The following is a 25,233-nucleotide window of genomic DNA, read 5'->3' as shown; positions in this document are numbered from 1 at the left end:
CGGCTCGCGGCAGGACGGTTCCCACTGGGAGCCGCGTCCTGCCCACTGCTTCTTGTCGCTACGCTCCCGCACTTTCCCGTTGCGGTTCGAGCCCAGGCGCCACCACCAGTCAGCAGCTTCCGCTTCGCGGGCGTTCTCTCCGAATGCACAAGGTGCAGACCTGGCAGGCACTTCCGTCCCCGCACCCACTCTGAAATGAGGAATTCATGAAACAGGAAGTCATCGTAGAGCTTGCTGGCGGCAAGCGACTTCATTTTGAAACAGGCCGCATGGCCAAGCAGGCGCCTGGCGCCGCACTCGTCACACAAGGCGACTCCGTTGTACTGGCGACTGCCGTAGCTTCGCCCGAGCCCAAGGAAGGCATCGACTTCTTCCCCCTGACCGTGGATTATCGCGAGTATGCCTATGCCGGCGGCCGCATCCCGGGCGGGTTCATCAAGCGCGAAGGCCGTCCCTCCGAGAAGGAGATCCTGACCTCGCGCCAGATCGATCGTCCCATCCGTCCCCTGTTCCCGGAGACCTTCCGCAACGAGACCCAGGTCATCGCCCTGGTGTTCTCGGCAGACAAGGAAAATGATCCTGACATCATCGGTATCAACGCTGCTTCGGCCGCGCTGGCACTGTCGGACATTCCGTTCAACGGTCCCGTTGGTGCGGTCCGCGTGGGCTACCTGGGTGGCGAGTACCTGATCAACCCCACCTATGCTGAGCGCAAGGAAAGCTCCATCAACATCACCGTGGTCGGCACCGCCGATGGCATCGTGATGATCGAGTCCGGCGCCGATGGCGTCTCCGAGGACATCGTCCTGGGCGCGATCGACTTCGCGCATACCGAGATCAAGAAGATCGTCGAGAAGATCAACGAGCTGGTTTCGCTCGCAGGCAAGCCCAAGCGCCAGGTTTCGGCCGTGGAGCATGACGAGACGTACTTCGAAACGCTCAAGAGCAAGGTCTCGGATCGTCTGAAGGACGCGCTCGACACGCACAAGCACGCCAAGATCGAAAGCTATTCGCTGGTGAAGCAGATCAAGGACGAGCTTTCGGCCGAGATCAAGACGCTGCCGGAGAACGAGCAGGGCGCGGCCAAGAAGAAGCTGTCGAAGTACTACGAATTGCTGCGCGAGGAGATCTTCCGCCAGCAGGTGACGAAGGACCGGATCCGTCCCGATCGTCGCGCATTCGACCAGATTCGCGAAATCTCGATCGAGACCTCGGTGCTTCCGCGCACCCATGGTTCGGCCCTGTTTACGCGTGGCGAAACGCAGGCGCTTGTCACCTGCACGCTGGGCACGGGCGATGACGCACAGCGTCTCGAGACGTTTGAAGGCGAGCAGAAGAAGAAGTTCATGCTGCACTACAACTTCCCGCCGTTCTCGGTTGGGGAGACAGGCCGCATGACCGGTACAGGCCGTCGCGAGATTGGCCACGGCGCGCTTGCCGAGCGGGCGATCTCTGCCGTGCTGCCGAACGAAGCGGACAGTCCGTATGCGTACCGCATCGTGTCCGACATCCTGGAGTCGAACGGTTCGTCCTCGATGGCCTCGGTGTGCGGCGCGAGCCTCGCACTGATGGACGCTGGCATCGCGCTCAAGGGCTCGGTTGCCGGTATCGCCATGGGCCTGGTGAAGGAAGGCGATGACTACGCCATCCTGACCGACATTGCCGGTGCGGAAGACCACTACGGCGACATGGATTTCAAGGTAGCCGGTACCCGTGAGGGCATCACCGCTCTGCAGATGGACATCAAGATCGGCGGCATCACCTCGGGCATCATGCGTGAGGCGATGGAGCAGGCACGTCGTGGCCGGCTTTACCTGCTGGACATCATGGATGCGCATCTGGATCACGCACGCGAGATCAAATCCAAGCACGCGCCGCAGATCCGGACTTTGCAGATCCCGACCGACAAGATTCGTGACCTGATCGGACCGGGCGGCAAGGTGATTCGTGGAATCATCGAGCAGACCGGCGTCAAGATCGACGTCGAAGACACGGGTCGTGTTTCGGTTGCGTCGAGCGATGCCGACGGTCTGGCCAAGGCTCTCGAGATCATCAACAACATCACCGCGGTGCCGGAAGTTGGCAAGACTTATCTCGGCAAGGTGGTTCGCCTGGCAGAGTTCGGCGCATTCGTCGAAATCTTCCCCGGCACCGATGGCCTGCTGCACGTCTCCGAGATCGCAGAGCATCGCGTCAAGGACGTCAAGGACGAGCTGAAGGAAGGCGACCAGGTCATGGTCAAGGTCCTCGGGCTCGAAGGCAACCGCATCAAGCTGAGCCGCAAGGCATTGCTCAAGGAACAGCGTGAAAAGCTGGGCCTGCCGCTGCAGCAGCCGGCCGAGGGTGGTCGTGACGGGGGGCGAAGTGAGCGCGTCGAGTCAGCGGCGCCTCCCCGGAGCGAGCAGTCCCAGCCAGCCAGCAATGGCAGCAGCATCACCATTGAAGGTGGAGACGAGTTCGACGAGTTCGACGGAGCCGATGAAGGAGAAGAAGGCGATGAGCCCAACTTCAACATCGATCCCGCCGCAGCCGCAACGCCTGCCGGAGCCGCAGCAGCAGCCGGTGCCGCGCAGCGTCGTCGTCGCGGCCGTGGGCGCGGCGGTCGCCCTGGCGGCGGTGGCGGTCGTGGTCCTGGCGCAGGTGGCCCGGGCCGCTCGTAAGCAGTTGCTGTAAAGCAAACAAGGGCCGCGCTCAGCGCGGCCCTTGTTGCGTCTGCAGAACCACGATTGATTGGCGTAGAGTCTGCGCTCTGACCGACACTGTGCTTTCGCCAGTGAATAGCTGCCTGGCGGAGGTGCCTGAATATTGATTCGGCATGGAGAACGCATGGGGTATAACGGGTGCGACTGGCGAGCGTGGTTCCACGGGAAACGCGCCCGCGCAAGACTCCATGGCAGGTGCTGGATGACGCAAGAAGTGAAGATCACGACCCGCGAGAAAGCATTCCAGATCAACCTTGATCACCGTCGTTACGGCACCTTCGCCGAGATCGGCGCAGGCCAGGAGGTGGCGCGCTGGTTCTTTCGGGTGGGCGGCGCGGCGTCCACAATTGCCAAGTCAATCTCGGCCTACGACATGGCCGTGAGCGACGCGATCTATGGTCGTGCCAAGCGCTATGTTTCACGCGAACGCCTGCAGAACATGCTGGATCACGAGCACTCCCTGAACCTTGAGCGTCTGCGCGATACCAAGGAGAACGTGACTTCGTTTTTCGCCTTCGCCGATACCGTCACGGCGAGAAGTTACAAAGGCAACAACGAGTGTCACGGATGGATGGGCGTGAAGTTCCAGGCACGGCCACGCGATGAAGACTCCCAACTAATTCTGCATGTGCGCATGCTGGACCAGGAGAACGGCCTGCAGCAGGAAGCGCTGGGCATCATCGGCGTGAATTTGCTGTATGCCTGCTTTTACCTTTCGCACGACCCGGAAAAGATGCTGGAGTCGTTGCTGGACAACCTGACCACGCACCGGATCGAAGTGGACATGGCCGTGTTCTCAGGCATCGAGTTCCGGCAGGTGGATAACCGCGTGGCGAGCCTGAAGCTGGTGCAACTGGGACTGAGTGGCGCGGCCATGTTTGATCCGTCGGGCAAGGTACTGCAGCCGGCGGAGATCCTGCGCAAGCGGCCGGTGTTGATTGAGCGGGGCAGCTTCCGCCCGGTGACCCGCGTCAATGTGGACATGCTGCAAAGCGCGCATCGTCGCTTCGCGGCGGATCTGCAGTGCGGTGAAGAGACCATCGTGGAACTGATGGAGCTCAACATGCGCAACCTGCTCGCCACCGGCGCGCTCGATCTGGATGACTTTCTGGCGCGGGCCGACCTGATCGCGGCCACGGGCAAGATTGTGCTGATCTCGGACTACTTCGACTATCACCGCCTGGCCTCGTGGATCGCGCTGTTTACCACCGAACCAGTCGCGCTAGTGATGGGCGTGCCCAGTGTGCGTGAACTGTTCGTGGAGAAGCTGTACAGCGGCTTGGAAGGAGGCATCCTGGAGGGCTTTGGCCGGCTCTTCACCGCGGACCTGCGCATCTATGTGTACCCGTGGCTCGACCCGGTCAGCGGCAAGGTACACAAGGTCGACACACTCGACCTGCAGTCGCCGATGCAGAATCTTTATCGCCATGTAGTGGAAGGCGGCAAGATCCAGCAACTGGATGAGTACGACGAGAGCGCGCTTCCCATTCTTTCGCGCGACGTGCTGCAGCGAATCAAGAACAAGGACGCGAGCTGGACGTCCATGGTGCCGCCCGAGATCGCCGAGATTGTGAAGCGGCGTCATTTCTTTGGCTATCGCGATGGAGCGAGTGAGGATTAGCCCCGGTCCCAACGCGAACCGCCCACTGCGGCGTGTGCCGTTGCCATCGAGGTAACGGTGCAACTTCCTTGACACGTGCTTCTTCCCGGGAGTATTTCTCCCGGGAGCCGAAAAAGGGTAGGCTATGCTGGAAAACGTTTCCCCGTGCCGAGATGGTGGTCCGCGGCTGAACCAGGGCGTGTTCCGGCTTTGTGCGCCCCGGGCTCTGAGAAGAAGCACTGCTGGCCTTGTGCCCGCGGTGAGTCGTGCTGGCAATGTGCGGCCTGGTAGCTGACCAGGCTGCGTGTCCATGGCCCCATGATCCAAGAGCAAGACGCCAATTCGGGCGCACAGGATTCCAGGAATTTATGCAGAGACGTGACTTCATCAAAGCCGGGGCATTCGCAGGTGCAGCCTTTCTGATACAGCCGAAGGCACACGCAGCCAGCGCAGACGCACACATCGAAGTATTGCTCGACACCCCGCTGGGCACGATCTCCCCGTTCATCTATAGCCATTTCACAGAAGAGCTGGGCGCCGTGATCTACGACGGTGTGTGGGTCGGCGAGAAATCCAAGATTGCCAACACGCAGGGGATCCGCACGGCGCTTATCGATAAATTGCGCCAGATTAAGGCGCCTGCTGTGCGCTGGCCGGGCGGGTGTTTCGCGGACAGCTACGACTGGAGAGATGGCGTGGGCCCGCGCGACAAGCGGCCGAAGCGCACGGACTTCTGGGTGGATGATCGCGACTCCAAGGGCACCGCGCCGCTCGGCCCCGGCAACTTCGACCCCAACCAGTTTGGCACCGACGAGTTTGTGCGCTTCTGCAAGCTGTCTGGCGCAGAGCCGTACCTTGCGGCAAACGTGCGCAGTTTGCCGGCGTACGTGTTTGACCAGTGGGTGGAGTACTGTAACTCGCCCGCAGGCAGCAGCACGTACGCGGATGTGCGCGCGGCAGGCGGAACCCGCGAGCCGTACAACGTGAAGTACTGGGGCGTTGGCAACGAGAGCTGGGGCTGCGGCGGCACGTTCACTCCCGATGAGTATGCGTCAGAGTACCGGCGATACACGGCCTGGGTGCCGCGCTACGGGGTGGATTTGAACCTCATTGCATCGGGCCCGAACCAGGACGACGTGGAGTGGACCCAGGGCTTCTTCGAGAACGTGTTCGGCAAGCGCAAGATCAAGGCGCCGTTCGGCTGGTCGCTGCACTATTACACCGATCTGCCGGAGGCGCTGGCCTTCAAGGCGGGCGATGTGTACCCGGGCTACTCGCTGGCTGATCGCATGGAAAAGATCATGAACGACCACTGGACCGCGATGGGCGTTCACGATCGCGAGCACCAAGTCAAGCTGATCGTGGACGAGTACGGTCCCTGGTACCGGTTCAGCGATACCAAGGTGGACCCTTCGCATGTGCTGGGGCAGCAGCTTACCGTGCGCGATGGGGTGATGACCGCGTTGACGCTGGATATCTTCAACCGCAACCCGGAGAAGGTCGCAATGGCGGCATGCGCGCAGCTGATCAACTGCATCGACTCGTTGTTCCTGTCGCACGAGGACCAGTTCATCACCACGCCGGTCTTCAATGTCTTCGACATGTACAAGGACCACATGGGTGGCCAGGGAGTGCGGGTGGAGTTCTCAGCGCCGGCGATTCACTATCCAAGAACCGCGATCAAGCGGACGCTGAGCCCCGTGGGGGACGAAGCCGTTGCGCCGGAAAGCGAGGGCAGGGATGCGCAGCTCTGGGGCCTGAACGGGTCTGCCTCGCGGCAGGGGAATACGCTGACGCTCACCGTGGTCAACCCGCACCTGACCGACGCGCTGGATACACAGATCCTGCTGCGTGGAGGGGCCACCGCAAGCGCCGCCACGGCGCAGGTGCTGGGCGGAGGCGCGGACGTGCACACGCACAATACTTTCGCCGAGCCCAACAACGTGCAAACCCGGACAGCGGAGGTGAAGGTGAGCGGATCGACGTTGAGCTTTGTGTTTCCACCCTCGTCGGTGGTGAAGCTGAGCGTGCAGCTTACCTAGTCGATCGCTTCACGGCAACAGAAAGGCGGGTGCCTCGGGCACCGGCCTTTCTGTTGCTTCACTGAGGAGCGAGCAGGGTGCGGCAGGCGGCTACGTGCCGGCGTCGACCCCGAACGTAAAGATCGTGCTGGAGTGGAAGGTCTGTCCGGGGAGGACGGTTGTCGTCGGGAAAGCGGGGTGGTTCGGAGAGTCCGGAAAATGCTGGGTTTCCAGGCAGAACCCGGCATGCTTCTGGTACTTCACTCCCGAGATCCCGGTGGTTGCGCCTGCAAGGAAGTTGCCGGAATAAAACTGCACGCCGGGCTGCGTGGTGCTCACGGTCAGTGTGCGTCCGCTTGATGGATCCACCACTTTTGCAGCGAGATGAGGCTGCGCGCTGCTGCCGCCGCTGAGGACGAAGTTATGGTCGTAGCCGCCGGCTCGCTTCAACTGCTCATTGGCCACATCAATACGCGCGCCGATGGCGGTGAGCTTGCTGAAGTCGAACGGCGTGCCGGCTACTGCCTGCAGCGTTCCCGTCGGAATCAGGCCGGCATCGACGGGTGTGACACTCTTTGCCTGAATCATGATCTGCTGCCCGAGGATGGTCCCGCTGCCCTCGCCCGCGAGGTTGAAGTAGGAGTGGTTCGTCAGGTTCAGAACAGTAGGTGCGCTGGCGGTCGCGCTGTAATCGATGTGCAGCGCATGGCCAGCCAGCGTGTAGCGCACATGCGCGGTCAACTGGCCGGGGAACCCCATGTCGCCATCGGGCGAGACAAGCGTCAGCTCCACCCCGTCTGCCAGCGGCTTGGCCTGCCACACTTTCTTATCAAAGCCCACGGAGCCGCCATGCAGGGCATTGGCGCCATCGTTAACCGGCACATGGTACTGCTTGCCGTTGAGCGAAAACGTTCCGTGTGCGATGCGGTTGCCGTAACGCCCCACGACCGCTCCGAAGTAGGTCTTTTTATCGGCTTCATAATCGCTCAGGTTCTTGTAGCCAAGCACCACATCTGCCTTGTTCCCGTGCCGGTCAGGAGCGGCAATGCTCACGATGCGCGCGCCATAGTTGGTGATGCGCACGGTGAGGTCCGCATCGCTGAGCGTGTACAGGGTGACGGGCGCTCCGCTGCTCGCGGTTCCCCAGCTTTCTTGATGGACGGAAGCCTGCGCCGCTGTGCTCGCAATGAGCAAAACAGCCGTACCTAGTAAGCGTTTCATTGCACCTCCATGTGTTTCGGTCGATTGGGGAAAGCTCGTTAGCAACCCAGGGGAACAGGCGTGCGCCCCTGGCACGTGTTCCACAATACAGGCGTCCTGCATGCGCGCGCTCGCGATTGCGCATACGCAGGGGAAGCCCGGTGCGAAAAGTTGGTATGGTCATCTTCAAGCATGTGTGTTCTGCATGGGAACGTAGCGCAGCGCGCAGTGTCGCGTGGAAAGCCTGGGTAAAGGTCGCAAGATGGTACGTATCGCCAAAAGCGCGGGAACCAAGAGATTTGATATACACGCGGTTGCCGCCCTCGCCGGGGTGTCGATTGCAACTGTTTCCCGCACGCTCAACGGCGTCACCACAGTCGACAAGGACATGGCAGCGCGCGTCTGGAAGGCTGCCAAGAAGCTCAAGTATGTGCCCAATACGCAGGCTCGCGCCCTAGTCTCCGGGCGGAGCCGCATCCTCGGGTTGATCGTTTCCGAGATCACCAACCCGTTCTTCCCGGAGCTGATCCAGGAGTTCGAGCGCAAGGCCGTGGAGCGTGGCTACGAACTGCTGATTGCTTCCACCAGCTATGACCGTACGAAGATGACGCAATGCGTTCGACGGATGCTCGAGCGCAAGGTGGAGGGCGTCGCCATCATGACGTTCGGCATTGACGAAGGCGCTTTGGAAGCCTTTGCTGCGAACAACGTTCCTTCTGTCTTCGTGGACCTGGCGCCATCCTACGCGCGCACCTCCACGATCGAGGTGGATTATCGGAAGGGAATCCGCGAAGCCGTACAGCACCTGGCAGAGCTGGGCCACGAAGCCATTGCCTTTATCAGCGGACCGGCACGGCTTCACTCGGCCGGGGAGCGCCGCCGCGCCTTCCAGGAGAGCCTGCGTGCGGCAAAGCTGCCATGTCGCAAGGAATGGATGATTCGGGGTGACCACACGCTGAGTGGGGGACGCTCGGCGATTAACAGCATCCTGGAGCTGAAGGATCAGCCCACCGCCATCATCTGCTCGAACGACATGACAGCCATTGGCGTGCAGCATGGATTGTTCGAGTCAGGGCGCCAGGTGCCCCGGGACTTTTCTCTCGTGGGATTCGATGACATCTATCTTGCTGCTTATACGATCCCGCCGCTGACCACGATCCGGATGGCCTGCCAGGACCTGGCGCATGCCGCGGTGGTCAACCTGGTGCAACATATTCGACCCGGGGAAACGGCTGCGGTGAAAACCGCGAGCGTTCCCACAACGCTGGTTGTGCGGCAGACAACCGGTCCGAGGCCGGGAGTTCGCGCCTGATTGGTTCCACCTTCGCCTGCTGACGCTTCGCCCGGAGCGTGCCTTCCACGTGTTTGGGAGGCCGCATGTTCTGTGCTCATTTGCGCGGGACCCGCGCTCACAGAGTGAGCGGCATGATCTTTCGACGTACTGTACGCATCGGATTGCAGCGGGAAAGTCGAACCCGCAACCTTAGCGTGGAGTCCAGCGCCGCGCCAGTTTAGAAGTAAAGAACGGGTTACCAAAATCATCTGTTCGCAATTCAGCTCCAGGCCGATAAACCTGTGAGCAAGCAACCTGCGCAGCCTGGATGGAGCGACAGGAAAGTCCCTCGCAAAGGGAGGCTTCGCGAGCGGAGAACCCTGTGCAATTCGACGAAGAGATTCGCGAGTTCCTGATCGAGAGCAACGAGAACCTCACGTTGCTTGATCAGGACATCGTGCATCTCGAGAAAGCGCCCGACGATCCAGAGCTTGTGTCGAGCGCGTTCCGCACGATCCACACCATCAAGGGAACCTGCGGCTTCTTCGGGTATGACAATCTTGGGGCCGTTACGCACGTGATCGAGAACATCCTGGGGCAGGTGCGCGAGGGCAAACGCACCCTTTCTCCCGCTTTGATCACGCTCGTGCTTGAAGGCGTGGATGAGGTCAAGGCTCTGATCCGCTCCATCGAGCAGACCGGCAGGGACACAGCCGGGTTGAACCCTTCGATCAAGGAGCGACTCGAACGGGAGTTCCATGAGCCGGGAGCCGGCAGCAACAGGAGCGACGCGGGGGCCCGGCAGGATCAGAATGGTTTTGTGCGTGGCCTAGCGGAGGCTGGTCAAAGCAGGCAGCCTGCGTCGAACCAGCAGCCGGATCAGGATTCACTCCGGCAGCCGGTCGAGCCCAGCCTGGAGTTTGGCCACGACAGCGCGACGGAGCCGGGAGCGGGAACACCCACGGAGTGGAGTGCGGCTGCTGGCAGCTCCGGAGTGAGAGCAGACGATGCAGACAACAGGCACTCTGTAGAGATCGAGGTCGGTGCAAAACCTCTCAATGTCTCCAAGGAAGCAGCCTCATCAAAAGATGGCACGCGCGATGCACTCCTGGCGGAATCAACCATCCGGGTGGATGTAGCGCTGCTGAATCGGCTGATCAACCTGGTAGGCGAGCTTGTGCTTGCGCGGAACCAGCTCCTGCAGGATGCGAATCTTCAAAGCCCGGTTCTGCAGCAGACATGCCAGCGTTTGAACCTGATCACGAGTGAACTGCAGGAAGGCGTCATGAAGACGCGCATGCAGCCGATCGGCGTGGTCTGGAACAAGTTGCCGCGCGTTGTGCGCGACCTGGCATCGCAGTGCGGAAAACAGATCCATCTTGAGATGGAAGGTGCCAATACCGAGCTCGACAAAACGATCATAGAAGCGATCAAGGACCCGCTCACACATATCGTGAGGAACTCGTGTGACCACGGGATTGAACCCATGGCCACGCGCATGGCGAAGGGAAAAGCGCCGAGAGGCAGCCTGCTGCTGCGGGCTTACCACGAGGGCGGCGTCGTCAACATTGAAATCAGCGACGATGGGGCTGGTATCGACCCCGGGCGGGTGAAAGAGAAAGCGATAGAAAAAGGCCTGATCCGCCCGGAGCAGGCTGCCGGACTCTCCGAGAGAGAAGCGATCCATCTCATCTTTCAGCCAGGTTTCTCGACCGCCAGCCAGGTGACCAGCATCTCCGGCCGGGGTGTCGGAATGGATGTTGTGAAGACCAACATCGAGAAGATCGGTGGCAGCGTGGACGTGCAGAATCGGGGCGAGGGTGGCACCACGGTCCGCATAAAAATTCCTCTTACGCTTGCCATCATTCCGGGTCTGATCGTGACGCTGAAAGGGGGTGCAGAGTCGCGGGAGGGGCACAGCGCCTGGACCTCTGAGGAGCGCTTCGTCATCCCGCAGGCAAACCTGCTGGAACTCGTTCGGGTGGAGGCCCAGGATGTCGCAAAAAGAATCAATCACGTGCACGGTACCCCTGTGCTTCACCACCGGGATGAACTGCTGCCGCTCGTGTACCTCGACCAGATACTCAACAAGCCGGATCGTTGCGGAGACAGCGAGGGCGTGAACATCGTTGTTCTGCAGGCAGAGAATCGCAGGCTGGGCGTGGTGGTGGATGCCATCTGCGACACCCAGGAGATCGTGGTAAAACCGCTCGGGCGCCAGTTAAAGAGTCTTACCTGCTACGTCGGCGCCACCATCATGGGCGACGGACGCCCCGCGCTCATTCTGGATGTGGGTGGCCTGGCCAGGCTCGCAGGCCTAAGTTCCCAAGGGCGGCCGGCCATAGCTGAAGTCGCGAAAAAAACCGCAGGGTCCGGCACTCCACAGACCCTGCTCCTGTTCAGCGCCGGTGCTTACCCACGCATCGCCGTGCCCCTGTCGTTTGTGGACCGGTTGGAAGAGGTGGCTTGCTCGCAGATAGAAAAAGCGGGCGGAATGCCAGCCGTGTATTACCGCGAAGGCATCCTCCCCCTGATTGCTTTCCCCGGTACGCATACCCGGGGTCTGGAGGTCGACAAGACGACAACTCTTCAGGTCATCGTGTTCAGCAGTGGTGCCAGGCGGCTGGGTTTGGTGGTGGACCAGATCATCGATATTGTCACCGACCCCGTCACGATGGTGCGTCCATCGGCGGCTTCCTGGATACTTGGCTCCGGAATACTTGCGGACGGCATCGTGGATCTTCTCGATCTTGAAGCGGTTCTAGAGGCAGCGGACGATCACTGGTTGGCACAGGACGAAAGGGTTTCCCGGCCGACGCCAACCATCCTGCTTGTCGAGAGACCGGGGCTGGCACGCGAATTGACGCAGAGCTATCTCGCGGTGGCTGGATATCGCATCCTGTCTGCATCCACCCTAGACGAATTGCAGGCACACCTGGAGCACACCGAGCCAAGCGCGATCCTCGCTGCGTACGACCTGCTGGATACTTCCCGCGACCCCGAATGCGGTGCGCTGCTGGAGGCCCTGCAGCTTGAAACAGCTCCCATCATCGTCCTGTCAGGTGCTGCAAACCCGGATCTTGCGCTCCGCGGCATCGACAAACACGTCGAGCGGGGAGACCGAGCCGGCCTGCTGGAAGCGATCGCGTCAGCGCCTAAACGCTCACTGCAGCAGCAAGGAGGTCAGCATGTTTGCACGCGATAACTCTGAAGGCAAACAGTTCTCTACGTTTCGAGTGGGTACACTGCTGCTCGGCATCGAAGTGGTGACCGTGCAGGAAGTGCTTCGCTACCAGGAGATGACCGTCGTGCCGCTGGCTCCGTATGCGGTCGAAGGCTTGATCAATCTGCGTGGGCAGATCGTGATCGCTCTCGATATGCGAAAAAGCCTAGGTCTTCCCAGACGCCCCGTTGGCACGCGACCGATGAACGTTGTTATTCAATCCCAGGATGCCTCCGTCAGTCTCCTGGTAGATGACATCGGGGATGTTATCGAGACTTCCGCGGCGGTATTTGGCTTACCCCCTGACAATCTGCCTGCAAACCAGAAGGAGCTTGTCGCCGGTATCTATACGCTGCCGCACGAACTGCTCCTGATTCTCAACACCGAACGCCTGTTGCTGAATGCCTGCAACCCCATCTCCCAGATCAGCGCCTAGGAAAGGTCGTCCATGCCTGCTACCACGATGCCTGCTGTACCTGTTGCTGTTGCACAACCCCGTATGAAATCAAAGAAGCCTGCTGCCCGAAATGCGGCCAAGACGAAAGAACAGGCTGTGCGCAGCGACCCTTCCACGTTGCTGGCAGCTATCGGTCGCGCACAGGCTCTGATCGAGTTCTCACTGGACGGGATAGTGCTTGCGGCGAATGAGAACTTTCTCCAGGTGACTGGCTATGCCCTCGGCGAGATCAAGGGCCAGCATCATGGAATATTTGTCGATCCGCACTACCGGGCTTCGCAGGAATATCGCGACTTCTGGGCTCGCCTGAACGGTGGCGAGTTCCTTTCGGGGATCTACCGTCGGGTAAGCAAGCGAGGCGAGCCCCTTTGGCTGCAGGCCAGCTATATCCCTGTCTTCACAGCAGAAGGTCGCCCGCACAAAGTTGTCAAAGTAGCTATCGACATTACGCGGCAGCAGCAGCAGGATGCGGATTATCAAAGCCAGCTCAGCGCGATCGATAGGTCCCAGGCGGTTATCGAGTTCGCTCTCGATGGGACCATCGTTCGCGCGAATGGTAACTTCCTGAGCGTGCTCGGGTACACGCTGGAAGAGGTGAGAGGGCAGCATCATCGCATGTTCGTCGAGGAGAGCTACGGGAAGTCCCAGGCGTACGAGGATTTTTGGGAAAAGCTTCGACGCGGCGAATTTCATTCGGACGAGTTCAAGCGCGTCGGCAAGCACGGGAGAGAAGTCTGGATCCAAGCCACCTACAACCCCATTCGCGATCTGGAAGGAAACGTCTGCAAGGTTGTGAAGTTCGCGACAGATTCCACAGCCCAAGTGGCCGCGCGCGTTGATCGGCAAAATGCAGACCTGCGCGAAAAAGAGGCCGCGGCGACTCTGCAGGCCAAGGTGTCACACCTCCTCAAAGTGGTGGCCGCAGCCGCGCAAGGGGATCTTACGCAGCAGATCACCGTGCAGGGTGACGACGCTGCGGGTCAGATGGCAGCCGGGCTCGAGCGACTCCTCGCAGACATGAAAGACAGCGTGAGTAGTATTCGCCAGACAGCTATGGGTGTGGCTTCCTCCTCGGAGGAGCTGTCCGCGATCAGCCAGCAGCTGGCAAACAGCTCGCAGGCAGCTGCACAGCAGGCTCATGGTGTTTCTTCGAGCAGCGAACAGGTATCCACAAATGTCAGCATCGTCGCGGCCAGCTCGGAGGAGATGCTGGCTTCTATCAAAGAGATCTCCAAGAGTGCCACGGAGGCATCGCGTGTAGCAAAGGCTGCGGTCACCATGGCCGACGAAACCAATTACACGATCAGCAAGCTCGGCGCATCCAGCCAGGAGATTGGAAAAGTTATCAAGGTCATCACCTCGATCGCTCAACAAACCAACCTTCTCGCGCTGAACGCAACGATTGAAGCCGCCCGCGCGGGAGAAGCTGGCAAGGGATTCGCCGTGGTTGCCAACGAGGTCAAGGAGCTGGCCAAGGAAACGGCAAGGGCAACGGAGGAAATCGGCCAGAAGATTGAAGCGATCCAGGCCGATACAAAAGCTGCCGTGAAGGCCATTGCGGATGTAAGTGAAATCATCACGCAGGTCAATGACATATCCAGCACGATTGCGTCCGCGGTCGAGCAACAAACCGCAACCACCAACGAGATTGGTCGAAACGTGTCGGACGCGGCTCGCGGCACCAGTGAGATTGCGCAGAGTATCGGACACGTGGCACGGGCAACGGAGCAAGCCACGGACGGAGCAAGGGACACGCAGACTGCGGCGAGCGCCCTTACGGCAATGGCTTCACAGCTGCAACTCCTGGTGAATCGATTCACCATTTAAGTCAATGCGGCGGCTTGCGGATGCCGTGCAGCGGGCGAACCTGGAACAGTTAATAAGGGCTTCAGAAAGTGAAGCCCGGAATGGAGATGCAGCTTGACACACGAAATGAGCACAAGGCGCGTCAGCTGTGTCGATGGAACCGCTCGTGAACCCGATGCGCTTCGTGTTCTGGTGGTCGATGACTCCGTGGTGATGAGACAGCTTATCTCTCGTATCCTGTCCGACCATCCATTGTGCGAAGTGGCCGGCTCGGCCCGAAACGGCGCAGAGGCTCTTGATAAGGTCGCTATTCTCAAGCCTGACATCGTGACGCTCGATATAGAAATGCCAGTGCTTGGAGGGCTGGAAGCACTCCGCTTGATCAAGGAGAGACATCCCGAGGTGCGGGTGATCATGTGCAGCAGTCTCACCGCGCAGGGTGCTTCGATCACGATCGACGCTCTCCTGAGTGGGGCGGATGACTACGTCACAAAGCAGCATAGCGGCGAGATGAACGCACACGCTTATGACAGTTTGAAAGACAGCCTGTTCGCGAAAGTCAAGGCAATCGCTACGAAGCGCGCCGGCAAGAAGCCAGGCAGCGCGAATCCTGCGGAGCGACAAACCGTATACGTGGCGCAAGGTACCTCGCAGAGCACGTATCGCGAACTTTCTCTTGATCGGCCGCGGGTGCTGACGATTGGGGTTTCTACAGGTGGACCGGTCGCGCTGGCAGATTTGCTGCCGCGCATACCGGCAGGCTTCCGTCTGCCCATTCTAATCGTTCAGCATATGCCGCCGTTGTTTACGCAAATGCTCGCTGAGCGCTTGTCAAAGCTGAGTCAGATCCCAGTAAAGGAGGGCGTGGACGGCATGGAGGTTGTTCCAGGATGCGCCATCATAGCGCCAGGTAACTACCATATGCGGGTGGTCTCACGTGCCGGGGTACCCGCCGTTGCCTTAAGCCAGGATCCGCATGAGAACTCCTGTCGCCCGGCTGTGGATGTGCTGTTCCGATCCGTAGCCGAGGTCTATGGCGGCGCAACGCTAGCGGTGGTGTTGACGGGCATGGGTCAGGACGGGCTTGAAGGAGCCAGGGCGCTCAAAGGGCGAGGGGCGAGGGTGTTCGCGCAGGACCAGCGAACCAGTGTCGTCTGGGGCATGCCGGGAGCGGTTGTCGCGGCGCAACTCGCGGATGCGGTGGTGCCTTTACAGGAGATGTGTCCTGCCATCATGAGGCACATATGAACATACCTTATGGTGATCAATCCTCTGCGACCAGGCTTTCACCGCAGAACTACGCCTTCCTGCAAAGGTATATCCATGCCGAGTCCGGGATCGTGATCGAGGAGGACAAGCGGTACCTGTTAGAGGCAAGGCTTGTGCCTGTTCTCCGAGAGCACAAGATCGAATCCCTCGATGCGCTCACCGCCCTTCTTGCAGCGAACGAATCCCGGGTCCTGTCCAAGCTAGTCATTGATGCGATGACAACTAATGAGACGTTGTTTTTCCGCGATGTTCCTATGTTTGATGCTCTGCGCCAGACCATCCTGCCAGCCCTGCTTTCGGCAGCCTCCGCAGGGCGGCGGATAAGAATTTGGTCGGCTGCGGCGTCCACGGGTCAGGAAGCCTACAGCATCGCAATGGTGCTGCGGGATCTCGGAGCCACCCAGCACGATGTAGAGATCGTGGGAACTGATCTGTCGGCTCATGCTCTGGAACGGGCCCGCAAGGGCAGGTATCTCCCGTTCGAAGTGAAGCGGGGTTTGCCTGCGCAGTTCCTTTCCAGGTACTTCATCCCAGACGGTGTGGAGTGGCAGATCCGGAATGAAATTCGTGACCTGGTTCGCTTTGAAGAGTTTGATCTCCGAAACGACGCCAGGCATCTCGGCCTGTTCGACTTGATCTTTTGTCGGAACGTTCTGATCTATTTCGATGCAGACACGAAGGCGCTCATTTTGCGCAAGCTGCGACGGGCGCTCTCAGCGAACGCGATGCTGGCGCTCGGATGTGCAGAGACGCTTGCCGGGAATCAGATGGCACTTCAGCGCACGGTGATCGGCGGTGCCACATTCTATGCGGGTGAAGTAAGGTGACTTGGGGCCGTGCTTGCCGTGAGCGGAGGCTGACGCCGTCGACGCTGCAGAAAGAAGCTTGGTCGGGCGGTCCCATGGAACAGGTGTGGCCGAAGCAGTTCGGGCTGAGTTTCAGCCTTGAGTGGAGACGCAGCTGAACCACTATCCATCGACGCCGACTGTGCGGCGATAAGTGGAAACGGCAGGTACATTGTGAGTATGCGCTTTGGAATCGTGGGTCTTGTCTGTATTGCATGGCTGACGCATGCTCCCTTGTCGGTGGCACAGCAGCCTTCTCCGAGATATCCGGACAATGAGCAACTGCGGCACTACCGGACCATGAGCGAGCCGAAGCTCTCGCCCGATGGCAGGCAGGTGCTGTTCTCTGTGCGCGAGGCGACGGCCGACGGCGGCAAAGAACATGTGTGGGTGGTTGCGACTGAGGGCGATGGCGAGGCGCGGCAGCTGACCTTCTCTCCCGACAGCGATCACAATGGGGAACATGGCGGTGAGTGGATGCCGGACGGACAAAGCATCCTGTTTCTTGCGCACCGAGGTGAGCAGAGTGCGCTGTATCGCCTCCCAATGAATGGTGGCGAGGCAAAGGTGTTCGATCTCAAGACAGCGCCCACCGTCGATGCGTCCAGGCGAACCGATGCCGTTCCGCCGGCGAAGCCGGGTGCGCCAACTCCCGCAGACAGCGCAACGCCGGAGGAACGCCCGCTCGGAGTGAACAGCTTCGCGGTGGCACCGGACGGCAGGATGATCGCCATCGTGGCGCATGATCCCCAGACGGTCGGCGAGAAGAAAGAGGAAGATGCGAAGGCGGATGCGCATTGGGTCGACCATGATGCGCATGGTGATCGGCTGTACCTGCTGGACGTGGCAAGCGGGAAGCTCGCGAAAACAGGTGTGCTGCCCGATGTCAAGGACGTGGCCTGGCGGAAGGACGGCAAGGAACTCCTGGTGCTGGCAGACGAGCCGAACGAGCAGGGAGACCTGAAGCCCTCGATATCGGCGTGGCGGCTGGCGATGACAGATCTCGATCGCCCGATGGCCGTGCGGGACCTGCCCCCTACGATTCACGAGGCAACGTGGAGCGCAGATGGGCAGCGGATCCTGTACCTGGCGCAGGCGAAGCAGGATGCGCCGCCGGGGTTCGCCTCGGTTTTCGAGTACACGCTGGCAACGAAGCAGACGCGCGAACTCGCAGACGAGACCAGGGGAACGATAGGCAGCCAGGGCCCGATCGCGCTGCGTGGTGCCCGCACGGTTCAGCTTGCTGAAAACGGCTTCGACACAACATTGCTGCACTTCGCCGCCGACGGCGCGCCCGAGTCGGTGAAACTGCCGACTCCGACGGTGAACTCCGCAGTGACCAATGCCGAGGAGACCGGCTGGGTGTTGCTGGGCGCCGGCGGCGGGCGTGGGCCCACGCTGTTCTACGCCTCATCCCTTGCAGCGAAGATGCAGGTGCTGAAGACGCCGAAGATGATGCCGGACGGCGTGAAGATGGCGCCAGCTCCCAAGCGTCTGACGTGGACCAACGAGAAGCTCACAATCCAGGGTTTGCTCTATCTGCCCCTTGAGGCTGAGCATGGCAAGGTGCCGTTAGTGGTCGAGGTACACGGCGGCCCGCTGGGTGCCTACGCGGACAACTTTTCGCCCTTTGTCGACTTCATGCTGGGGCAGGGCTGGGCCGTACTCGAGACGAATCCTCGTGGAAGCACCGGCTTGGGCGCGCAGTTTGCAGCAGCCAACCACAATGACCTGGGCGGGGCGGACTATCGGGACATCATGGCAGGCGTGGATGCCGTGCTGAAGGCCGAACCTATCGATCCGGACCGCATGGCGCTGCTGGGTTACAGCTACGGCGGCGAAATGGCCGCATTTGTCGAGGGCAAGACGACGCGCTTCAAGGCCATCGTGAGTGCCGCGCCCGTGATCGATCAGCAGAGCGAATATGGGACAGAAAGCGGCAGCTGGTACGACCGCTGGTACTACGGGAAGCCATGGGAGCACCCGGAAGACGCATGGCGGCAGAGTCCGCTCTCGGGTGCTGCACACGCAAAGACGCCCTTCCTGTTGTTGCAGGGCGAAGCCGATACAACGGACCCGCTTGGGCAGGCGCAGGAGATGTACCGAGCACTGCGGCAGGAGGGCGTACCGGTGGACCTGGTGACGTACCCGCGCGAGAACCACGGACCACTCAGCGTCGGAATCTACGGGATGCCATCCACCGAACCCTGGCATGGCTATGACGCGCGGCAACGGATCATTGCGTTCTTCAGGAAGTACTTGAAGTAGCCGGGAAGCCTGTGCAGGCTCCACAGGCGAGCAGGTAAGCCGCCGATCCGGTGATCAGCGCATTGCGCAGCCTATCCTCGGGCATGTCAGCATCCTGATCAGCGCGCGGGGGCCGCCAGGCATTACCAGACCGTGCCGGGTGAGGCTGCACCAGAGCCAGGGGCGACGCCCCGCCTGCGATACTGGCAGAAGCGACCATGCGCCCTTTCCTCCTCCACCGACTCCTCCTCTTCTGTTGCCTGGTCGGGCTTTCCGCGCAAGCCGCGGTCGCCGCGAGTGCTCCACAAGGCGTGTTGCCGCTGCAGGTCGCTGCGCAGCAGAGCGTCGCGCCGCCAGTCGGACATCCGCGCGTGATCGTGTTTGTGCATGGTCTGCACGGCAACCGTGACTCCTGGCGGGCATCCACCGGCGCCTACTGGCCTGACCTGATCAGGACTGATCCGCATTTCGCGTACTCGGACACAGTGGTGGCCGAGTACCCGTCACCCTCGTCCAATGGCAAAATGTCCAGCGTGCAGCTGGCCGACGCCCTCTGGCAGACGCTCCGGAAGAACCATGTCTGGGACCATCGAGAGGTGGTCTTTATCGCCCACAGCCTGGGCGGCATCCTGGTTGAAGAAATGTTGCTGCGTCACCCTGCCGATGCTGCCAGGGTGCGCTTTATCGTCTCGTACGGCACTCCGCACGAGGGCTCCACCGTGGCCCGCGTCGCCGCGCTTTACGACAAGGACCCGTTGCTGAACGACCTGAGCGACGCTGCCGATAACGCGTTTCTTACGCAGTTAGAGAACCGCTGGCGAAGCAGCGTCACCGTCAACAGCATTCATCGCTTCTGCGCGTACGAGGCGCAGGACACGGCTCCCGAGAATGGCATCATTCGCTACCTGAAGCCGCACACGCGCGTTGTCGGCTACTTCAGCGCAACCTATGGTTGTGACGTCACCACCCCGCCGCAAGAGATACCGGCCGATCACATCCACATGATCAAGCCTCTTGATCGCAATGCCGCCGCTTATGACTTCTTTCGCCGCGTGTATCACGACAATCCTGTTTTCGATGACCAGATCGTGACCCGGGAGAACGTCGTCAAGGGCCTGGAAGCAGGCTGCAACCAGCGCAACGCCAACCCTGACGTGCAGGTCCCGATCTGGCTCGACAGCACGCTCCACGAGCGGGTGATCTCCGCGACCGCCTCCCTCAGCGATACTTCCAACGTGCGCAACGTTTTTCCCGATCCGCCTATGGTCTTCAAGGTGGATCCGAACGGGGTTGCGCACGTCAATTACAGCTTTGAAGGGCCGGGGAAAAAGCTCCTGGTGTGCCTTGCCGGTGCCCATGCGTCTTTGCAGGTCGAGTTCTTGATCGATCGCCAGGTTCCTCTTCGCGAGCCCGTTCACTAACGGACGGGGGACACAATTATCTTGGCTGTGGGTGCGTCTGCGTGCTGCCGTCCGTAAGTCCGAGTGCCCACTTGATGGCTTCGTAGTACATGGTGCGTATATCCGGGTCCTGCCAGGACTCTTCTGTATGACCCAGCGTGGAATAAAAGACGCGTCCCTTGCCGTACATCTTGCACCAGGCCACTGCAAAGTCGTGATCGTCGCGATGGATGCGCGGGTTGTCGGCGAAGTCAAGGCGCGAAGCGTCAAGGCTGAGCAGCACGTTGACATTGGCGCGCGCCCAAGTTTTGGGCTGGTAGATCTCGTCGTACTTCACGAACTCTTTTGGAAGATGGCGCACGGCGGGGAAGGCAGGATCTTCGTTCACGATGGGTGCGTCGAAGGTTCCCCATGGGTGCTGGTCGAACCACCCGCCGATCATCTCGCCGTACTCCGGCCAGGTGTAGTTGGTGTCGAGCGCGGCATGGATGCCGACGAATCCCTTGCCATCGTCCCTGATGAAGGCGAGCATGTCCTGCTTCTGGCTGGCGTCCATGTCCAGCTCGCCGGTGGTGCTGGCAAAGACCAGGACGTCAAAGTAGTTGAGATTCCTGGCGTTCCGGCCAAGATCTTTCCGGGTGAGCAGCTCGGCATCGGTGCGCATAGTGGTGTCCCACAAGCCGCTGTCTTTGCCCATGGTGTAAACGGCGTCCATGGTGGCGGATACGGAATCGTGCTCCCACCCTTTGGTCTCCCCGATCACAAGCACATGCTTGAGGTGTGTGGGCTTGGCGTGGAAGGGCGACGGCAACGCATCATGAGAGGGTAACTGGGTCTGCCCCCACGCGCTGCAGGCCGCAAGCAGCACGGCGAAAATGCCGAGAAGCAAGGGTGCGATGGTAGAGCGGAATCGAGAGCGCAAGCAGGTCTCCTAACGTGCATGAACGTGGTGAACCGAATGAGCAGGGATCGGCGTTGCCGGTAGACCCGCTGCGCCGGACGTTAGAACTTCCCAGCAGCATTGTCGAGTGCAACGTTGGAAAAGACAGCGGTGTCTACCTTCGCTGGCAGGTGCGAACAGAAGCCGATGCCGACGTAAAAAGGCTCCTGGAAGTGCAGGGTAATGGGCGGGCCGTAGGGATGCATCGGTTCGCCCTGTAGCGAGATCAGGATCGCAATGGCATCACCGCGTTTCTCGATGCCGATGCGCCTGGCCTTGACGTTGGCGAGGGTGCCACCGAAGCGGAACTGTGCGTCTTTCATCGTGCCGCCCTGCGTGTCCCGCTCCGCCAGGTGGATCATGCCGGTGCCATGCTCGCCGACCACGGCTTCCATGGCGTCGTCGTCCAGGCTTTGGCGGATCACGAGCACGGCCTTGCGGTCGTTGTAGCCCTCCGGGTCGGGGAACGACGCATCGGCTGCAAGGGAGACGTCGCCTGACATCTTCGTCCAGAGGAAGCGGAACTCGTCGCGGGTGTACCAGATGTTGTAGCCGGCGGAGTGAATGGTGTACTGCCGGCTTGCTGGGTCGAAGCCAGCGCTGCCTGGAACGACGGCGGTTCCCACGTCTGTTTGTCCCTGGAAGATGCCGATAGGCGCGTGGATGGTGAGGGCCGGGCGATGAAAGCCGGGCGGAGGCGGCACCTGGGTATGCGTGGACGAGCCGGGCAGCGCCCACTCCGGCACTGCCGGGGGAGTGGTGGACTGCGCGTGCGCCGCGTGTGCGCCCACGCCGAGCACGAGGGCAAACAGGGCAGCTGAGAGTGTACGTCGGGTAGGGGGATCGATGGGGGGAGCGATCATCGCGCGGACCTCAAGGAAGTTAGGGTATCTGAGCACAAAATTCTAAGGTGAGGATCGCGTGCGCTGCCGGTCAGCGTTGCCTGCTGAATGAAGGTGCGCTCGCCTGTCCAAGGTAAGGCCCGACCCATAACATGCGCAAAGCGTATCGGGGCGGGTTCAGAACTTTATTGCGTGGCTCATGCAGCGAAAAGCCAGTTGTTACTCGCTGCGGCTTTCTCGATTGAAGTGTCTTTGCGCGTGGCCCCTTCGATTCCGGCGTGCCCTCCCGTTTTCAAGGGGCAGACGCAGCGGGCGGATCGCCCTCACGCAGGCGGTGAATCTTTCACAGGATGCGAACAACTGCAGGCAACGTTCTGGGTTCTTACTACTGGACTGAGGAGAATCAATGTCAAATTGGAAAAATGCCGCACTTTCTGTTCTTGCTGCCGGGCTTTTAAGTAGCGCGTCCGTATCGCCCGCTCAGATCTCGATCAACATCGGCGCGGCACCGGCATGCCCGTATGGCTATTTTGACTACGCGCCCTACAATTGCGCGCCTTATGGGTACTACGGGCCGGATTGGTTTGCCGGTGGCGTGTTTATTGGAGCCGGTCCCTGGTTCCACGGAAATCACGGTTTCTACGGGCACGTTGATAATCGCTTTGATCCGCATCACGGGTACGGCGGCCCGCTGCCAGGACGCGGTGAGGCTGCATTCGGTGGCTTCCGCGGCAATGAGGCCCGCGATGGGCAGGGTCATATCGGCAATGCCGGTCATGCGCCTAACAACGAGCATAGCGCTGGTTTCGCCGGCCATGGTGGACCCGGCGGCGGCGGGGATCACGGCGGTGGCGATCACGGTGGCGGTGGCCACCGGTAAAACTGCAACCGCAAACAAGCTGCAAAGTATAGAAGGCTCACCTTAGCGGTGGGCCTTCTGTGCTTGGTGCGACCAGCGGATGCACGTTCCAAGACAACATCGCCAGCAGGTTCTCAAGCCAGATCTCGTCTTTTCAGCCCGCTCGTCAGGCAAAAAGCAGAAGAGCTTTTTCCAGGGTAAGCGGGGTCGATGAAACGGTACCTTGTGGAGCATTCTTCCCGGCGATCACTGCGGTCCCGGTGCCCTCCCGCCAGGCCACAAAGGTGCTGTTACCCTGCGCGGAGATACGGTTCATCTCGAGCCATGTGTAGTAGGCACCCATCTCCGCGTCGATCAGTGAGCCCTCAGGGTCGAGCGCTGTGGCTTCCTTGCCGGCAAGCAGGTCATTGAACGCACGATTTCGCTGCCGTGGTGCATACCGCAGCAACAGTGTGCGGGGCTGTGCCCGGCGCAGGAGTTCTCTGCCTGTCCACTGCACAAAGCTGGTGCTGAACAGTTGCGGTCCGGAGCTCAGGGTGAAGAGTTCGGTATAGAACCGCTGCAGCACGGGGTCCGGGGTGAGTTCATCCGCGCGCAGATCAGCGGGCGTGATGCCGCCCATGTTTGCCCGCATTTTCTCAGCGCCGGCGTTTCCTTCACTGATAGTGGCTTCCATGTTGGCCAGCATGCGCGTGCGCAGCGGGGCTAGCTCCGGGTAACTTACAGCGACCGTGGCCGGCAGTTTTTCAAGGCCCTGTGTCCAGGGTTCGCCGCCGTCTACATACCAATGCGCATAGTGGCTGGCAAGCGTTGCAGCGTGTTCGCGAAACGCGTTGCAAAGCTGTTGCGGGAGCGTTTCCGGTTGCAGGCTGGTGAGCAGGACGCCGTGCTTACGAAGCCGGGCGAATGGACGAGTGGGCGGGCTGGCTACGCCGCGACCCACCACCACTACCACGAGCCGATGCGGCGGCGTTTCGCGCTGAGCAATGGCGGCAAACAGCGCATGAGACGCGGTTCTGAACTCGTCGACCTGCCCGCTCGACCACAGCCATGCCGAGAAAGCTGCCATAAAGGTGTCCGGATCTTTCAGCCAGTCCATGTTGGTGAGCTCTGAAGAAAGACGCAGCTGCTCGAATGGGAGCAGCAAGGGATTGAGCGTTTCCGCTGGCATGGCTGCAAGCTGGTCGCACTGACTTTGCAGGGAGGCGACCTCCGCCGGAAAGCTCGTGTTGAGAACATGCATCTGCTTGGCAAACGACGGACACAGCGCAAGCGGCAGCCGGCGCAGCAGCGAGAGCCTGTCGGTTGCGAAAGTGCGCGACACAGCGGGCCACGCGTCAAACATCGAGGGTTGTAACTCTGCGGGCTTCACAAAAGCTCCTGAATACAACGACCCTGCGCCAGCGGGGTCGGAAACCCCATGTGGCAGCCAACAGTGGGCACGAGATCGATGGAGGCGATCGGGCGATCCACGGTCACATTCTGACGAATGTGTGGACCCAGGGCCAGAAGCCACGTCGTTCGAGCCAGTGCACCCCCGGTGCGATGATGTTGAAAACCATTGCCAGCCGGATCATCATCGGCATCCCGACCGAAGTCGGGCATGATGTACAGCGTGGTCCGGTCTTTGTACTCGGGATCTGACTGAATCATCTGCCACAGCTCCGCGCACAGTCGATCCGCCCGCTGAATGGCATCCACATACAGCGAGTAGGCCCCGGAGTGCGCGATGTCCATGTCATGCAGGGTCAGAAGCAGCAGGGAAGGCGACTGCTGGCGCATCAGCTGACGCGCGATGAAGATGGACAGCTCATCCGCACTGTCCGAGGCGCGGGCACGGGCCAGGAAGTCCGCCACGGAAAGTCTGAGTGTCGAGTCCAGTCGATCGAGGTGCAGTTCATCGTCGTGCGCAGCGGCAGCCGACTGGTAGAGCGGCATCTCGTAGTTGTCCTGCAGCAGGTGGGACAGCCGGTCCGTGTCGGCGCCGGAGCCTTGCTTCAGCGCAGCACTCAGCAGGCGCTTTGGGAGAATGACGCCGGCTTCGAACGCCGGACCGAATGCCGAGTCGCTGCTGCCGCCGATTCTCTGAAATCCATTGCTGGGCGCAATTACCCAGGTGTCCGTTGCCGGCCGGCGCAGTGCCTTGCGGTAGTACTCGAACAGGGTGGGATTTGGCGGAGGCTGCGCGATGAAGTTATTGAACCGCTCGTATGCGCCGGTGACGATGCTTGCGGTCGCGACATAATGCCCGAGGATGCCGGCGTTGACTACCTGGGTGAAGAACGTTCCTTGCGGGAGCAGTTCCTGGAGCAGGTGGGGGATATTCTGCTGGCCCTCTTCCGCGAAGGTTTCCTCGTCGCGCGCGCCGCCGCCGAATGTCACGATCACTGTTTTCTGGGCGGGTCGCAACGCGTCCGGAGCAAACGAGGCGAGGGCTCCACGGACAGAAGCAGCTGACAGCATCCCGAAAGAGCTTCGCAGGAAGCCGCGCCGATTCATCGATATGGACGAGGCTGTCAGGCCGCCATCAGGCAGATGCATGCCGATAG

The 25,233-nt window shown here is 60.8% G+C and carries 17 protein-coding genes; 12 read left to right on the top strand and 5 right to left on the bottom strand.

Going from position 1 to position 25,233, the window contains the following annotated elements; all coding sequences use genetic code 11:
* Positions 1–206 precede the first annotated feature (206 nt).
* From pnp to D1Y84_RS01545, 3 genes are all read left to right on the top strand, one after another.
* Positions 207–2,660, top strand: coding sequence for a polyribonucleotide nucleotidyltransferase (pnp, locus tag D1Y84_RS01555; RefSeq protein ID WP_124846940.1), 2,454 nt, complete (start codon positions 207–209; stop codon positions 2,658–2,660).
* 244 nt (positions 2,661–2,904) lie between these two features.
* Positions 2,905–4,323, top strand: coding sequence for a TonB-dependent receptor (locus D1Y84_RS01550; protein ID WP_124846939.1), 1,419 nt, complete (start codon positions 2,905–2,907; stop codon positions 4,321–4,323).
* A 347-nt stretch (positions 4,324–4,670) separates the two neighbouring features.
* Positions 4,671–6,344 (top strand): alpha-N-arabinofuranosidase, encoded by a 1,674-nt coding sequence (locus tag D1Y84_RS01545; RefSeq protein WP_124846938.1) that lies wholly within the window; start codon positions 4,671–4,673, stop codon positions 6,342–6,344.
* Between the two features lie 90 nt (positions 6,345–6,434).
* Here the strand turns inward: D1Y84_RS01545 and D1Y84_RS01540 are convergent, their stop codons facing one another.
* Positions 6,435–7,544, bottom strand: a complete 1,110-nt coding sequence (locus tag D1Y84_RS01540) for an aldose epimerase family protein (RefSeq protein WP_124846937.1) — start codon at positions 7,542–7,544, stop codon at positions 6,435–6,437.
* 241 nt (positions 7,545–7,785) lie between these two features.
* On the opposite strand from D1Y84_RS01540, the gene D1Y84_RS01535 reads away from it, so the two are divergent.
* The 8 genes from D1Y84_RS01535 to D1Y84_RS01500 all read left to right on the top strand — a co-directional run bounded on the left by D1Y84_RS01535 (position 7,786) and on the right by D1Y84_RS01500 (position 20,064).
* The gene (locus D1Y84_RS01535) at positions 7,786–8,835 is read left to right on the top strand and encodes a LacI family DNA-binding transcriptional regulator (protein ID WP_124846936.1); all 1,050 of its coding nucleotides are present in this window, start codon (positions 7,786–7,788) and stop codon (positions 8,833–8,835) included.
* A gap of 343 nt (positions 8,836–9,178) precedes the next feature.
* The gene (locus tag D1Y84_RS01530) at positions 9,179–12,001 is read left to right on the top strand and encodes a hybrid sensor histidine kinase/response regulator (protein ID WP_158615259.1); all 2,823 of its coding nucleotides are present in this window, start codon (positions 9,179–9,181) and stop codon (positions 11,999–12,001) included.
* Positions 11,985–12,455 (top strand): chemotaxis protein CheW, encoded by a 471-nt coding sequence (locus D1Y84_RS01525; RefSeq protein ID WP_124846934.1) that lies wholly within the window; start codon positions 11,985–11,987, stop codon positions 12,453–12,455. The genes D1Y84_RS01530 and D1Y84_RS01525 overlap by 17 nt, the downstream gene beginning before the upstream one ends.
* Before the next feature lie 12 nt (positions 12,456–12,467).
* On the top strand, positions 12,468–14,303 hold the full coding sequence (locus D1Y84_RS01520) for a methyl-accepting chemotaxis protein (protein ID WP_124846933.1): 1,836 nt from the start codon (positions 12,468–12,470) through the stop codon (positions 14,301–14,303).
* A gap of 93 nt (positions 14,304–14,396) precedes the next feature.
* The gene (locus D1Y84_RS01515) at positions 14,397–15,530 is read left to right on the top strand and encodes a chemotaxis response regulator protein-glutamate methylesterase (protein WP_199726339.1); all 1,134 of its coding nucleotides are present in this window, start codon (positions 14,397–14,399) and stop codon (positions 15,528–15,530) included.
* On the top strand, positions 15,527–16,378 hold the full coding sequence (locus tag D1Y84_RS01510) for a protein-glutamate O-methyltransferase CheR (RefSeq protein ID WP_124846932.1): 852 nt from the start codon (positions 15,527–15,529) through the stop codon (positions 16,376–16,378). Before D1Y84_RS01515 ends, D1Y84_RS01510 begins: the two co-directional genes overlap by 4 nt.
* A 198-nt stretch (positions 16,379–16,576) precedes the next feature.
* On the top strand, positions 16,577–18,664 hold the full coding sequence (locus tag D1Y84_RS01505) for a S9 family peptidase (RefSeq protein ID WP_124846931.1): 2,088 nt from the start codon (positions 16,577–16,579) through the stop codon (positions 18,662–18,664).
* A 197-nt stretch (positions 18,665–18,861) separates the two neighbouring features.
* Positions 18,862–20,064, top strand: a complete 1,203-nt coding sequence (locus D1Y84_RS01500; RefSeq protein WP_124846930.1) for a triacylglycerol lipase — start codon at positions 18,862–18,864, stop codon at positions 20,062–20,064.
* A gap of 16 nt (positions 20,065–20,080) precedes the next feature.
* Here D1Y84_RS01500 and D1Y84_RS01495 read toward each other — a convergent pair whose 3' ends face one another.
* Positions 20,081–20,965, bottom strand: a complete 885-nt coding sequence (locus tag D1Y84_RS01495; protein WP_233580949.1) for a ThuA domain-containing protein — start codon at positions 20,963–20,965, stop codon at positions 20,081–20,083.
* Positions 20,966–21,045: 80 nt separating this feature from the next.
* Entirely contained in the window at positions 21,046–21,846 is an 801-nt protein-coding gene (locus D1Y84_RS18070; RefSeq protein WP_199726338.1) for a biopolymer transporter Tol, read from the bottom strand.
* Between the two features lie 385 nt (positions 21,847–22,231).
* Between D1Y84_RS18070 and D1Y84_RS01485 the strand changes: the two genes are divergently transcribed.
* Positions 22,232–22,705 carry a hypothetical protein gene (locus tag D1Y84_RS01485; protein WP_124846929.1) on the top strand — a complete coding sequence of 158 codons (474 nt, stop codon included), beginning with the start codon at positions 22,232–22,234 and terminating at the stop codon, positions 22,703–22,705.
* A gap of 145 nt (positions 22,706–22,850) precedes the next feature.
* On the opposite strand, the gene D1Y84_RS01480 is transcribed toward D1Y84_RS01485, so the two are convergent.
* On the bottom strand, positions 22,851–24,056 hold the full coding sequence (locus D1Y84_RS01480) for a hypothetical protein (RefSeq protein ID WP_124846928.1): 1,206 nt from the start codon (positions 24,054–24,056) through the stop codon (positions 22,851–22,853).
* The gene (locus tag D1Y84_RS01475) at positions 24,053–25,225 is read right to left on the bottom strand and encodes a hypothetical protein (protein ID WP_124846927.1); all 1,173 of its coding nucleotides are present in this window, start codon (positions 25,223–25,225) and stop codon (positions 24,053–24,055) included. Before D1Y84_RS01475 ends, D1Y84_RS01480 begins: the two co-directional genes overlap by 4 nt.
* Positions 25,226–25,233: the final 8 nt, after the last annotated feature.

The organism is Acidipila sp. EB88, assembly GCF_003858395.1.
GTDB lineage: Bacteria > Acidobacteriota > Terriglobia > Terriglobales > Acidobacteriaceae > EB88.
Note: the sequence above shows the minus strand (reverse complement) of the source record. Positions and strands in the feature narration are given on the sequence as shown.